The following is a 13,984-nucleotide window of genomic DNA, read 5'->3' as shown; positions in this document are numbered from 1 at the left end:
CCCCCCCCCCGCTCCCACATTTGGATCTCCACTCATTGAATAATTGAAGGCTGTCGCGAATGCTCGCTGCGTCACTGATCTTCCTGCTGACCATCACCCTTGTCATCTGGCAACCCAAAGGCCTCGGGGTCGGCTGGAGCGCGACGCTCGGCGCGGTGCTGGCCCTGATCTTCGGCGTCGTGCACCTGAGCGACATTCCGCTGGTGTGGCAGATCATCTGGAACGCCACCGGCACCTTCGTCGCGCTGATCATCATCAGCCTGCTGCTCGACGAAGCCGGGTTCTTCGCCTGGGCCGCGCTGCACGTGGCGCGCTGGGGGCGGGGCAGCGGACGCAAGTTGTTTGCCTACATGGTGCTGCTCGGTGCGCTGGTGTCGGCGCTGTTCGCCAATGACGGCGCGGCGTTGATCCTCACCCCGATCGTGATCTCGATGCTGCTGGCGCTGCGTTTTTCCCCGGCGGCGACCCTCGCGTTCGTCATGGGCGCCGGTTTCATCGCCGACACCGCAAGCCTGCCGCTGGTGGTGTCGAACCTGGTCAACATCGTTTCGGCGGACTTTTTCCACATCGGCTTCAACCGCTATGCGGCGGTGATGGTGCCGGTCAACTTCGTCAGCGTGGCCGCAACGCTCGCCGTACTGATGTGGTTCTTCCGCCGCGACATTCCCAAGGCCTACGACCCCGAACAGCTTGACCTGCCGCACACGGCGATCCACGAGAAAGCCACGTTCTACGCCGGTTGGGTGGTGCTGGTGATTCTGTTGATCGGCTGCTTCTTCCTCGAACAGTTGGGCATTCCGATCAGCGCGATCTCGGCGGTCTGCGCGGCGCTGCTGCTGGGGATCGCCGCCCGTGGCCACAAGATTTCCACGCGCAAGGTGCTGAAAGAAGCACCGTGGCAGATCGTGATTTTCTCGCTGGGCATGTATCTGGTGGTCTATGGCCTGCGCAATGCCGGACTTACCGGGTATCTGGCCGGCTGGCTGGATGTGTTCGCCGGGTACGGCGTGTGGGGCGCGGCGCTGGGTACCGGGGTGCTGACGGCGCTGTTGTCATCGATCATGAACAACTTGCCGACGGTGCTGATCGGCTTGTTGTCGATCGATGCGAGTCAGGCCAGCGGTGTGGTCAAGGAAACGATGATCTATGCCAACGTGATCGGCAGCGATCTCGGGCCGAAGATCACCCCGATCGGCAGTCTGGCAACCTTGTTGTGGCTGCATGTGCTGGCGCGCAAGGATATCCGGATTGGTTGGGGGTATTACTTCAAGGTCGGGATTGTGCTGACGGTGCCGGTGTTGTTGATTACCTTGGCGGCTTTGGCTTTGCGGCTTTCGCTTTAGACCGAGTTGCCCCTATCGCGAGCAGGCTCACTCCTACCTTGGAATGCGTTCCCCTGTAGGAGTGAGCCTGCTCGCGATAGGGCCGGTTAAGGCACTACAACTCTCACACCTGCCCCGGCACATTCGGCCAAAGATCCGCCACCAGAAACAACCGCTCCGCCTCTTCCCATTCGCCCTGCGCATTCTCGGTCAGGCGCACCAGCAGTTGCGCCGGGGCCATCGGTTCCAGGTCATCCAGCCACATCTGCAGGTGTTCAGCGCTCCAGGTCTGATCCGCCGGATAGTGCGCCGGCGCCAGCCACGCATGGCGGGGCAGGGGTTGCCAGCGGCCGGCCGGACGTTGAGCGTCGAACGCCGGCCAGTCCTTCTGATGCAGCCAACTGCCACGCAGGTGCTGCGGATGCGCGCCTCTGGGCGGTTCGGCCTGGCCGGGCCACGGGTACAGCAGGTATCCGCCCAGCCACAGCTGCGCACTGAACACTTCGATGTCCAGCTTGGCCAGCGCCTCGCGGCTTTCCGGGCGCGCCGAGATTGGCAGTTGATGTTCGGCCAGATGCGCCAGTTTGCGGTCGAGCCGATCGTGACAGCCCGGCCCCAGCCACTGCGCCGGATCGTGGCCGTTGCCCTCCTGCGGGCCGAGGTAGAGCTTGATCGCCAGTTCCAGGTGATGCACGCCGTCGCGGTCGCGCAGCAGCATGTCCAGCTCGCCGAGGGTGTGGCCTTCGCGGCGGATTGGCAGGTTGGCGGCAATCAGCTCGATGCCCGGCGCATGCTCCACGGCAAACTGCCACAACCGTTCGTAATACAGGCCCAGCCGCCGGGTACGCGCCTGCGCCAGCCAGTGCAGCAAGCCATAACTGTCGCGATCCAGTTGCCGCAGCCAGTGCTCCAGGCGCGCGGGATCGCTCACCCAATCGCTGCCGGCCAGCGGATGGCGCTGCGGCCACGGCGTCGCGGCCAACATTGGCGGGGCGAGAATCACCCACGCCAGGTCACGCACTTCCGGATGGCGTAATTGGTGTGGCAACTGGAGCAAGTCGGGAAACAGGATCATCTTGCGAGCATAGCCTTAAACACGAGCGCACCCTTGTGGCTGAAAGGATTTTGTCTATGGCGGGCTTTCGCCCATAATCGTGCTTTTCGCGTTTTCGATTGTCCGCAGAGGTCCCATGGAGCAATTTCGTAATATCGGCATCATCGGTCGCCTGGGCAGTTCCCAGGTGCTGGATACCGTCCGCCGACTGAAACGCTTTCTGCTCGATCGTCACCTGCACGTGATTCTCGAAGACACCATCGCCGAAGTTCTGCCGGGCCACGGCCTGCAGACCTCGTCACGCAAGATGCTCGGCGAAGTCTGCGACATGGTCATCGTCGTCGGCGGTGACGGCAGCCTGCTCGGCGCCGCTCGCGCATTGGCCAAGCACAATATTCCGGTGCTGGGGATCAACCGTGGCAGCCTCGGTTTTCTCACCGACATTCGCCCCGATGAACTGGAAGTCGAAGTGGCCAAGGTGCTCGACGGCCATTATCTGGTGGAAAACCGCTTCCTGCTGCAAGCCGAAGTTCGCCGGCATGCCGAGGCCATTGGCCAGGGCGATGCGCTGAACGACGTGGTACTGCACCCGGGCAAATCGACGCGGATGATCGAGTTCGAGCTGTACATCGACGGCCAGTTCGTCTGCAGCCAGAAGGCCGACGGCCTGATCGTCGCCACGCCGACCGGTTCCACCGCGTATGCGCTGTCCGCCGGTGGCCCGATCATGCATCCCAAGCTCGATGCCATTGTGATCGTGCCGATGTACCCCCATATGTTGTCGAGCCGGCCAATTGTGGTCGATGGCAACAGTGAGCTGAAAATCGTCGTGTCGAAAAACATGCAGATTTACCCGCAAGTCTCCTGCGACGGGCAGAACCACTTCACCTGCGCGCCGGGCGACACCATCACCGTGAGCAAGAAAGCGCAGAAGCTGCGGCTGATTCACCCGCTCGACCACAACTACTACGAAGTCTGCCGGACCAAGCTCGGCTGGGGCAGCAAGTTGGGTGGTGGAGGCGACTGATGCTCGATCCCGCGCGCAGTTATGACTTGATTGGTGACGTGCACGGATGCGCCCTGACCCTCGAACACTTGCTTGACCGTCTCGGTTATCACAAGCAGGGCGGGGTCTGGCGGCATCCATCGCGCATGGCCGTGTTCGTCGGCGATATCATCGACCGTGGCCCGCGGATTCGCGAGGCGCTGCATATTGTCCACGACATGGTCGTGGCCGGGCAGGCGCTGTGCATCATGGGCAACCACGAATTCAACGCCCTGGGCTGGAGCACGCCGGCGCCTCCGGGCAGCGGCAAGCAGTTCGTCCGTGAGCACACGCCGCGCCATGCGCGCCTGCTGCAGGAAACCCTGACCCAGTTCGAAGGCCACCCCGGTGACTGGCACGATTTCCAGCGCTGGTTCTACCAACTGCCGCTGTTTGTCGACGCCGGACGTTTCCGCGTGGTGCACGCTTGCTGGGATGCCGGACTGATCGAACCGTTGCGCGCGCTGTTTCCCGATGGCTGCATCGATGAGCATTTTCTGCAGGCCTCGGCGGTTCCGGACAGCTTCGCCTGCACGGTGTTTGATCGACTGCTGCGCGGCACCGACATGCGCCTGCCGGATGGCTTGACCATGACCAGCGGCGACGGTCTGGTGCGTTCGTTCTTCCGTACCAAGTTCTGGGAAGACGACCCGAAAACCTACGGTGACATCGTCTTCCAGCCGGATGCACTGCCGGAGCCGGTGGCGCAGAAGCCGCTGACTTCGAGTGAAAAAAACAACCTGCTGCGCTATGGCATTGATGAGCCATTGCTGTTCGTCGGCCACTACTGGCGCAGCGGCAAACCGGCGCCGATCCGCCCGAACCTCGCGTGTCTCGATTACAGCGCGGTGCTCTACGGCAAACTGGTGGCCTATCGTCTGGATCAGGAAACACGCCTGGATCCGCATAAATTTGTCTGGGTCGATGTCGAGCGGCCGGAGGTGCTGCAATGAGTGCGGTAGCGGTATTGCGTCTGCCGTTGGCGGTGGATCTGAGCGGTTTCGTCAAACTGCTGCAACGGATGCAGGTGCCGCACCGGGTCAGCGAAGAGGCGGGCGAGCAGGTGCTGTGGGCGCCGGCGGAAATCAGTGAGGACGTGCGGTCGCTGTACGAGCGCTTCCCGGCCGGTGACCCCGATCAACAGCTGGACATCCCGGTGGCCCCGACCTTCAAGCGTCCGGGCTTCGCCGAACAACTCAAACACGCCAAGGCCACCGGGTTCATCCTGCTGCTGAGCCTGCTGGTCGGCGGCCTGACCTATCTGGGCGACAACCTGGATACCCTGCGCTGGCTGACCTTCCTCGATTTCCGCGTGGTCGGCGAGTACATCCACTTCACGCCGCTGGCCGACAGTCTGGCGGCGGGGCAGTGGTGGCGCCTGTTCACCCCGATGCTGCTGCACTTCGGCATTCTGCACCTGGCCATGAACGGCATGTGGTACTGGGAGCTGGGGCGGCGCATCGAATCGCGTCAGGGCAGCATCAATCTGCTCGGTCTGACGTTGTTGTTCAGCCTGGTGTCGAACTACGCGCAGTTTGCCTGGAGTGGCCCGAGCCTGTTCGGCGGGCTGTCCGGCGTGCTCTACGGATTGCTCGGCCACTGCTGGATTTTCCAGTTGCTGGCGCCGAACCCGGCGTATCGCCTGCCGCGTGGCGTGCTGGTGATGATGCTGGTGTGGCTGGTGATTTGCATGTCCGGGCTGGTCTCGATGATCGGTTTCGGCCAGATCGCCAACGCCGCGCACGTCAGCGGGTTACTCATCGGATGCCTCACCGGTTTGTTGGGCGGTTTGTATAACCGCCGTAAACTGGCCGCCTAAAATTTTCAGTGAATAAAGAGCACGGAGACCCAGATGTCCTCTTTTAACGACATGATCAAGAACATCACCCCGGACATCTACGAGAGCCTGAAACTGGCCGTGGAAATCGGCAAGTGGTCCGACGGTGGCAAACTCACCGCCGAACAGCGCGAGCTGTCGTTGCAGGCGATGATCGCCTGGGAAATCCAGAACCTGCCTGAAGACCAGCGCACCGGTTACATGGGCCCGCAAGAATGTGCGTCGAAGTCGATCGAAGTGCCGAACATCCTGTTCAAGTCGGATGCCATCCATTGATCGAGATTGGCCGCGGTGCAATCAGCAAAATGTCGGCGCGCCTGGACGGGCCGAATGTGCAATATGCGTTTCGTCTGGATGATGTCGAGGTGCCGGTCAATCCCATGATCGGCACCACGGTGCGTCTGGAGTACCTGGGGGCGATCCACTGCACCCATTGCGGGCGCAAGACCAAAACCAGTTTCAGCCAGGGTTATTGCTACCCGTGCATGACCAAACTGGCGCAGTGCGACATCTGCATCATGAGCCCGGAGCGCTGCCACTTCGAGGCCGGCACCTGCCGCGACCCGGTGTGGGGCCAGCAGTTCTGCATGACCGATCACGTGGTGTATCTGGCCAACTCGTCGGGGATCAAGGTCGGCATCACTCGCGCCACGCAACTGCCGACCCGCTGGCTCGATCAGGGCGCGAGTCAGGCGCTGCCGATCATGCGTGTGTCGACGCGGCAACAGTCGGGCTTCGTCGAAGACCTGTTCCGCAGTCAGGTGGCAGACAAGACCAACTGGCGCGCCTTGCTCAAGGGCGATGCGGCGGCGGTGGATCTGGCCCAGGTGCGCGACCAACTGTTCGACAGCTGTGCCGAAGGCCTGGACGGCTTGCAGCAGCGATTCGGCCTACAAGCTATTCAGAAGATTACCGATGTAGAACCTCTCGAAATCCGCTATCCGGTCGAGCAATACCCGGCCAAAATCGTCAGCTTCAACCTGGACAAGAACCCGATTGCCGAAGGCACGCTGCTGGGGATCAAGGGTCAGTACCTGATTTTTGACACCGGCGTGATCAACATTCGCAAATACACGGCCTATCAGCTCGCCGTGCATCAATAAGGATTCCAGCATGCGCACCGAACAACCGAAGATGATTTACCTGAAGGACTATCAGGCCCCCGAGTACCTGATCGACGAGACGCACCTGACCTTCGAGTTGTTCGAGGACCACAGCCTGGTCCACGCGCAACTGGTGATGCGCCGCAACCCTGAGCGTGGCCCGGGCCTGCCGCCGCTGGTGCTCGACGGCCAGCAACTGGAGCTACTTTCGGTGACCCTGGCTGACCAGGAACTGAGCGCCGGCGATTATCAGCTGACCGAAAACACCCTGACCCTGCAGCCGGCCAGCGCCAGCTTCACGGTCGATACCAGCGTCAGGATCCACCCGGAAACCAACACCGCACTGGAAGGCCTGTACAAGTCCGGCACAATGTTCTGCACCCAGTGCGAGGCCGAGGGCTTCCGCAAGATCACCTATTACCTCGACCGCCCGGACGTGATGAGCAAGTTCACCACCACGGTGGTCGCCGAGCAGCACAGCTATCCGGTGCTGCTGTCCAACGGCAACCCGATTGCCTCGGGCCCTGGCGAAGATGGCCGGCACTGGGCGACCTGGGAAGACCCGTTCATGAAGCCGGCGTACCTGTTCGCGCTGGTGGCTGGTGATTTGTGGTGCGTCGAAGACACCTTCACCACCATAACCCAGCGCAATGTCGCGCTGCGCATCTACGTCGAGCCGGAAAACATCGACAAGTGCCAGCACGCGATGAACAGCCTGAAGAAGTCGATGCGCTGGGACGAAGAGGTCTACGGTCGCGAGTACGATCTGGACATCTTCATGATCGTCGCGGTCAACGATTTCAACATGGGCGCGATGGAGAACAAGGGGCTCAACATCTTCAACTCCAGCGCCGTGCTGGCTCGCGCCGAAACTGCCACCGACGCCGCGCACCAGCGGGTCGAGGCGATCGTCGCCCACGAATACTTCCACAACTGGTCGGGCAACCGCGTGACTTGCCGCGACTGGTTCCAGCTGTCGCTCAAGGAAGGCTTCACCGTGTTCCGCGACGCCGGTTTCTCCTCGGACATGAACTCGGCCACGGTCAAGCGCATTCAGGACGTGGCCTACCTGCGTACTCATCAGTTCGCCGAAGATGCAGGCCCGATGGCCCATGCGGTGCGCCCGGACAGCTTCATCGAGATCTCCAACTTCTACACCCTGACCGTGTACGAAAAAGGCTCGGAAGTGGTCGGCATGATCCACACCCTGCTGGGCGCCGAGGGTTTCCGCAAGGGCAGTGACCTGTACTTTGAACGCCATGACGGCCAGGCCGTGACCTGCGACGATTTCGTCAAGGCCATGGAAGATGCCAACGGTGTCGACCTGACCCAGTTCAAACGCTGGTACAGCCAGGCCGGCACACCGCGTCTGGCGGTCAGCGAGTCCTACGACGCCGCGGCGAAGACCTACAGCCTGACCTTCCGCCAGAGCTGCCCGGAAACCCCGGACAAGGTGGAAAAACTGCCGTTCGTGATCCCGGTCGAACTCGGTCTGCTCGGCAGCAAAGGCAACGAGATTGCCCTGCGTCTGGCCGGTGAAGCATCGGCCCAGGGCACCAGCCGCGTGATCTCGGTGACCGAGGCTGAGCAGACCTTCACCTTCGTCGACATCGCTGAACACCCGCTGCCATCGTTGCTGCGTGGTTTCTCCGCACCGGTGAAACTGAGCTTCCCGTACAACCGCGACCAGTTGATGTTCCTGATGCAGCACGACAGCGACGGCTTCAATCGCTGGGATGCCGGTCAGCAGCTGTCGGTGCAGGTGCTGCAGGAACTGATCGCCCAGCAGCAGAAGGACGAGAGCCTGGTGCTCGATCCGCGTCTGATCTCGGCGCTGAGAACCGTGCTGTCCGACGAGTCGCTGGATCAGGCCATGGTCGCCGAAATGCTCTCGCTGCCGAGCGAAGCCTATCTGACCGAAATCAGCGAAGTGGCGGATGTCGAGGCGATCCACACCGCCCGCGAGTTTGCCCGCAAGCAACTGGCGGACAACCTGTTCGAAGCGCTGTGGCTGCGTTACCAGGCCAACCGTGATCTGTCGAAGCAAACACCGTATGTGGCCGAGGCCGAGCACTTTGCCCGTCGCGCGCTGCAGAACATTGCGCTGTCGTACCTGATGCTCAGCGGCAAGCCGGAAGTGCTGGCCGCTACGCAAGAACAGTTCGAAAACAGCGACAACATGACCGAGCGCCTGACCGCGCTGGCGGTGCTGGTCAACTCGCCGTTCGAAGAACAAAAGGCCAAAGTACTGGCGACCTTCGCCGAGCACTTCAAGGACAACCCGCTGGTCATGGATCAGTGGTTCAGCGTGCAGGCCGGCAGCACGCTGCCGGGCGGTCTGGAACGCGTGAAAACCTTGATGCAGCACCCGGCGTTCAACATCAAGAACCCGAACAAGGTGCGTGCGCTGGTCGGTGCGTTTGCCGGGCAGAACCTGATCAACTTCCACGCCGCCGACGGTTCGGGCTACCGCTTCCTCGCGGATCTGGTGATCGAACTGAACGGCTTCAACCCGCAGATTGCCTCGCGCCAACTGGCGCCACTGACCCGCTGGCGTAAATACGACAGCGCCCGTCAGGCGTTGATGAAGGCTGAGCTGGAGCGGATTCGGGCTTCGGGGCAGTTGTCGAGCGATGTGTACGAAGTGGTGAGCAAAAGCCTGGCGTAACGCGTAACGACATGTGGGAGCGGGCTTGCTCGCGAAAGCGGTGTGTCAGACACGGAGATGTCGACTGGTACACCGCATTCGCGAGCAAGCCCGCTCCCATAGTTATTTGCGTCGTGCACAAACCCCTGTAGGAGCTGTCGAGTGCAACGAGGCTGCGATCTTTTGATTCTGGTTGTTTGAATCAGGATCAAAAGATCGCAGCGTGCCGCAGCTCCTACAGGGTTATTGCGTTATTTCAGATCAAATCGATCCAGATCCATCACCTTGGCCCACGCCGCCACGAAGTCTTTGACGAACTGTTCCTTCGCGTCAGAACTCGCATACACCTCGGCCAGCGCACGCAGGATCGCGTTGGAACCAAACACCAGATCAACCCGCGTCGCCGTCCACTTCACGCTGCCGGTTTTACGGTCGCGCCCTTCGAACTCGTCCGCTGCCGGTGAGGTCGGCTTCCACTCCACGCCCATGTCCAGCAGGTTGGTGAAGAAGTCGTTGCTCAGCGTTTCAGTGCGCGAAGTGAACACACCATGCCGGCTCTGCCCGACGTTGGCCCCGAGTACGCGCAGACCACCGACCAGAACGGTCATTTCCGGCGCGGAGAGAGTGAGCAGTTGCGCCTTGTCGATCAGCAGCGCTTCGGCGGAAACGGTGTATTTACCCTTGCTGTAGTTACGGAAACCATCGGCAATCGGTTCGAGGAAACCAAACGACTCGACGTCGGTTTGCTCCTGAGTCGCATCGGTGCGGCCTGGATTGAACGGCACAGAAACCGAGTGTCCGGCGTTTTTCGCCGCTTGTTCGACCCCGGAGTTACCCGCCAGCACGATCAGGTCTGCCAGTGAAACTTTCTTGCCGGATGAGCCGGCGTTGAACTCGTTCTGAATGCCCTCAAGGGTCTTCAGCACCTTGTCCAGTTGCTCCGGCTGGTTGGCCTGCCAGAATTTCTGCGGGGCCAGACGCAGACGGCCGCCGTTGGCGCCGCCACGTTTATCGGAACCACGGAAGGTCGATGCGGCGGCCCACGCCGTCGAAACCAGTTCCGAGACGGAAAGCCCCGACGCTAGCACTTTGCTTTTCAGCGCCGCCGCATCGTTGCTGTCGATCAGCGGGTGAGTGGCTTCAGGAATCGGGTCTTGCCACAGCAGTTCTTCGTTGGGCAGTTCCGGGCCGAGGTAGCGCGACAGCGGGCCCATGTCACGGTGGATCAGCTTATACCAGGCGCGGGCGAAGGCGTCCGCCAGTTGATCCGGGTTGGCCAGGAAACGTCGGGCGATCGGCTCGTAGATCGGGTCGAAGCGCAGCGCCAGATCGGAGGTGAGCATGGTCGGCGAGAGCTTTTTGCTCGGATCGTGCGCATGGGGAACGGTGCCGGCCCCGGCGCCGTTTTTTGGTTTCCACTGATGCGCACCGGCCGGACTTTTGAACAGTTCCCACTCGAAACCGAACAGGTTTTCCAGGTAGTTGTTGCTCCACTGGGTCGGGGTGGTGGTCCAGGTCACTTCCAGGCCGCTGGTGATGGTGTCGGCGCCTTTGCCGGTACCGAATGCGTTGCGCCAGCCAAGGCCTTGTTCTTCCAGGCCGGCCGCTTCCGGCTCAGGCCCGACATTGTCGGCAGGGCCGGCACCGTGGGTCTTGCCGAAAGCGTGACCGCCAGCGATCAGTGCCACGGTTTCTTCGTCATTCATCGCCATGCGGCCAAAGGTTTCGCGGATATCGCGACCCGAAGCCACCGGATCCGGGTTGCCCTCGGGGCCTTCCGGGTTCACATAAATCAGGCCCATCTGCACCGCGGCGAGCGGGTTCTCCAGATTGCGTTCGCCCTGATCGGTGCGGCTTTCCTCTTTGCCGTGCAGGTCCGGTTCGGCTACCAGCGTGCCGTCACCGGGTTCCTGCATGGCGGATTTGTCCTTGCCGTAGCGGCTGTCGCCACCGAGCCATTCGTGTTCCGAACCCCAATAAACGTCTTCGTCCGGTTCCCAGACATCGGGACGTCCGCCGGAGAAGCCGAAAGTCTTGAAGCCCATGGATTCCAGCGCGACGTTGCCGGTGAGTACGATCAGGTCAGCCCAGGAAATATTGCGACCGTATTTCTGTTTGATCGGCCATAGCAGTCGGCGGGCTTTGTCGAGGCTGACGTTGTCCGGCCAGCTGTTGAGCGGGGCGAAACGCTGTTGCCCGGAGCCGGCGCCTCCGCGGCCATCGGCGGTGCGATAGGTGCCGGCGCTGTGCCAGGCCATGCGGATGAACAGCGGGCCATAGTGGCCGAAGTCGGCGGGCCACCAGTCCTGGGAGTCGGTCATCAGCGTGCGCAGGTCTTGTTTCAGGGCCTGGAAGTCCAGGCTCTGGAAGGCTTTGCCGTAGTCGAAGTCCTTGCCCAGCGGATCGGACTTGGGCGAGTGCTGGCTGAGGATCTTCAGGTTCAGTTGATTCGGCCACCAGTCACGGTTCGTCGTACCACCACCGGCGGCGTGGTTGAACGGGCATTTCGATTCGTTTGCCATGTTCGAGTCCTTATCAGGTCTTGTACGGCCGGCTCGTGCCGACTTCGGAGTAGTAAGGCTAGACCCGACTCGGGCAACCAGCTAATAGGCCGACTATTGGAGGCTGATAGGCGCAGTCTTTCAGCATCTTTGAGCTATTGCACAGACGGCCTGATTCCCTGAATCAGGCCTGAAATCCGCGTGCTTGAGCGCTTGCTGCAAAACGAATTGGAAGAATCGTGATGACAGAAAGAAATGTTATTGTATAACATAAAAAAGATTTCATTCTGTTTCTGCCGGTATTGTTTGCAACACGCCGGCAGCGATTCTCACTTTTCTGCTCACGGAAGTTCTGAAATGCCTGCCCGTTCCCAACCCCTTCAACGACGCCTGACTCCGCTGGCTGCCGCGCTGCTGATCGCCTCACCGGTGTTCGCCGTCGAGCCGCTCGAGTTGCAACCGCAAGTCATCACCGGCAACCCTTTGGGCAGCCAGACTCTGGCATCGCCCTCGACCGTCCTCAGCGGCGACGACCTTACGTTTCAACAGAAGGGCAGCCTCGGCGAGACCCTGAACAAGCAGCCCGGCGTGTCCTCGTCGTACTTCGGCCCCGGCGCGAGTCGGCCGATCATTCGCGGTCAGGACGGTGATCGCATTCGCATCTTGCGTAACGGTGTCGGCGCGCTGGACGCCTCGTCGCTGTCGTACGACCACGCGGTACCACTGGACCCGGTCAATGTCGAGCGCATTGAAATCGTCCGTGGCCCGGCAGCGTTGCTGTATGGCGGCAGTGCGATTGGCGGGGTGGTCAACACCTTCGATAACCGCATCCCCACCGAAGCCATCGACGGCATCCACGGGGCCGGCGAGTTGCGTTATGGTGGCGCCGACACCACCCGCAGCAGCGCCGGGAAACTGGAGGCCGGCAACGGTCAGTTCGCCTTGCATCTGGACGCCAGCGCCCGTGAGTTCAATGACCTGAAGATTCCCGGCTACGCCAAGACCGGCGCGGCACGCGCCAACGACGACGGCGACTCGCGCAAGCATCGGCTGGCCAACAGCGACGGCCGTCAGGATGGCGGCGCCGTCGGCGGTTCCTACACTTGGGATGACGGCTACGCCGGTCTGTCCTACAGCAATTACGATTCGAACTACGGCTCGCCCGCCGAAGACGACGTGCGCATCCGCATGCAGCAGGAGCATTACGCATTCGCCTCGGAAATGCGCAATCTCGACGGGCCGTTCAGCTCGATCAAGCTCGACGCCGGCTACACCGATTACCAGCATCGGGAAATCGAGGGCGGCGAGGTTGGTACCACGTTCAAGAACAAGGGTTACGAAGCACGGGTCGAGGCCCGGCATCAGCCGTTGGGCCCGTTCAACGGGGTGATCGGCGCCCAGGTCAGCCGCAACGAATTCTCGGCGCTGGGCGAAGAGGCCTTTGTGCCGCACACCGATACCGACGCTGGCGCACTGTTCATTCTGGAAGAGTTGCAAGCCACCGAGCGTCTGCTGTTCACCCTCGGCGGCCGACTCGAACACACCACGGTCGACCCGGACGCCAAAGGCAACGAGCGCTTTGCCAACGCCGACCGCTCCAACCGTTTCACCGCGGGCAGCCTGTCGTCCGGCGCGGTCTACACGCTGACGCCGATCTGGTCGGTCGCCGCGACACTCGGCTACACCGAGCGTGCACCGACCTTCTATGAGCTGTACGCCAACGGCGCCCACGTCGCGACCGGCACCTATGAAGTCGGCGATGCCGGGCTGTCGAAAGAAAAAGCCGTGTCCAGCGACCTCGCGTTGCGTTTCGATAACGGCACGCACAAGGGCAGTGTCGGCGTGTTCTACAGCCACTTCTCCAACTACATCGGCTTGCTCGGCACTGGCCGCACACTGAATGACGAAGGCGAAGAGGACGCCGGCGGGATTCCCGAATACACCTACTCGGGCGTGCGTGCACGTTTCAGCGGCATCGAGGCGCAGGATCGCTGGACGCTTGGCGAAAATGCCTACGGCAAGTTCGCGCTGGAGCTGTCGGGCGATTACACCCGCGCCAAGAATCTCGACAACGGTCAGGATCTGCCGCGCATTGCGCCGTTGCGCTTGAACAGCGGTTTGCTGTGGGAACTGGATCGCTGGCAGGCGCGGATCGATGTCGAACACGCCAGCTCGCAGCATCGCGTACCGGCCAACGAAAGCAGCACCGATGGCTACACCACGCTGGGGGCGAATGTGGGGTATCACTTCGATGTCGGCCAGAGCAAATGGCTGGCCTTCGTCAACGCCGAGAACCTGACCAACCAGACCGTGCGTTACGCCAGTTCGATCCTGCGCGATATTGCACCGGCAGAAGGGCGCAGCATTCAGGTGGGGTTGCGTACGACGTTCTGATTAGTTGACCTGTTAACACTTCCCCCTGTAGGAGCTGCCGCAGGCTGCGATCTTTTGATTTTTTTTTTTAAAAAAAAAAAA

10 protein-coding genes are annotated in these 13,984 nt (G+C 61.6%); 8 read left to right on the top strand and 2 right to left on the bottom strand.

What is annotated here, in order from left to right; translation table 11 throughout:
- The first annotated feature begins 59 nt into the window (after window positions 1–59).
- Entirely contained in the window at window positions 60–1,343 is a 1,284-nt protein-coding gene (locus NTD85_RS06010; protein WP_262141688.1) for an arsenic transporter, read from the top strand.
- A 103-nt stretch (window positions 1,344–1,446) separates the two neighbouring features.
- On the opposite strand, the gene NTD85_RS06005 is transcribed toward NTD85_RS06010, so the two are convergent.
- Window positions 1,447–2,397 carry a DUF1853 family protein gene (locus NTD85_RS06005; protein WP_262141687.1) on the bottom strand — a complete coding sequence of 317 codons (951 nt, stop codon included), beginning with the start codon at window positions 2,395–2,397 and terminating at the stop codon, window positions 1,447–1,449.
- Between the two features lie 115 nt (window positions 2,398–2,512).
- Between NTD85_RS06005 and NTD85_RS06000 the strand changes: the two genes are divergently transcribed.
- Genes NTD85_RS06000 through pepN form a run of 6 tightly spaced genes read left to right on the top strand, consistent with a single transcriptional unit; the run spans window position 2,513 to window position 9,029 of the window.
- Entirely contained in the window at window positions 2,513–3,403 is an 891-nt protein-coding gene (locus NTD85_RS06000) for an NAD(+) kinase (RefSeq protein WP_003224174.1), read from the top strand.
- On the top strand, window positions 3,400–4,374 hold the full coding sequence (locus NTD85_RS05995) for a metallophosphoesterase (protein ID WP_400496502.1): 975 nt from the start codon (window positions 3,400–3,402) through the stop codon (window positions 4,372–4,374). Before NTD85_RS06000 ends, NTD85_RS05995 begins: the two co-directional genes overlap by 4 nt.
- Window positions 4,371–5,240 (top strand): rhomboid family intramembrane serine protease, encoded by an 870-nt coding sequence (locus tag NTD85_RS05990; RefSeq protein ID WP_103485044.1) that lies wholly within the window; start codon window positions 4,371–4,373, stop codon window positions 5,238–5,240. The genes NTD85_RS05995 and NTD85_RS05990 overlap by 4 nt, the downstream gene beginning before the upstream one ends.
- Window positions 5,241–5,273: 33 nt before the next feature.
- On the top strand, window positions 5,274–5,534 hold the full coding sequence (locus NTD85_RS05985; protein ID WP_003224178.1) for a YeaC family protein: 261 nt from the start codon (window positions 5,274–5,276) through the stop codon (window positions 5,532–5,534).
- Window positions 5,531–6,361, top strand: coding sequence for a DUF2797 domain-containing protein (locus NTD85_RS05980; RefSeq protein WP_003224179.1), 831 nt, complete (start codon window positions 5,531–5,533; stop codon window positions 6,359–6,361). The genes NTD85_RS05985 and NTD85_RS05980 overlap by 4 nt, the downstream gene beginning before the upstream one ends.
- A gap of 10 nt (window positions 6,362–6,371) precedes the next feature.
- Window positions 6,372–9,029 carry an aminopeptidase N gene (gene pepN, locus NTD85_RS05975; RefSeq protein ID WP_262141685.1) on the top strand — a complete coding sequence of 886 codons (2,658 nt, stop codon included), beginning with the start codon at window positions 6,372–6,374 and terminating at the stop codon, window positions 9,027–9,029.
- 230 nt (window positions 9,030–9,259) lie between these two features.
- Here the strand turns inward: pepN and katG are convergent, their stop codons facing one another.
- The gene (gene katG, locus NTD85_RS05970; RefSeq protein ID WP_262141684.1) at window positions 9,260–11,530 is read right to left on the bottom strand and encodes a catalase/peroxidase HPI; all 2,271 of its coding nucleotides are present in this window, start codon (window positions 11,528–11,530) and stop codon (window positions 9,260–9,262) included.
- Between the two features lie 336 nt (window positions 11,531–11,866).
- On the opposite strand from katG, the gene NTD85_RS05965 reads away from it, so the two are divergent.
- Window positions 11,867–13,903, top strand: coding sequence for a TonB-dependent receptor (locus tag NTD85_RS05965; protein WP_262141683.1), 2,037 nt, complete (start codon window positions 11,867–11,869; stop codon window positions 13,901–13,903).
- The last annotated feature ends 81 nt before the right edge of the window (window positions 13,904–13,984 follow it).

The sequence above is a fragment of the Pseudomonas sp. 13B_3.2_Bac1 genome, assembly GCF_025466205.1.
GTDB lineage: Bacteria > Pseudomonadota > Gammaproteobacteria > Pseudomonadales > Pseudomonadaceae > Aquipseudomonas > Aquipseudomonas fluorescens_H.
The sequence above is the reverse complement of the archived record's forward strand: the minus strand, read 5'-3'. Positions and strand labels throughout refer to the sequence as shown.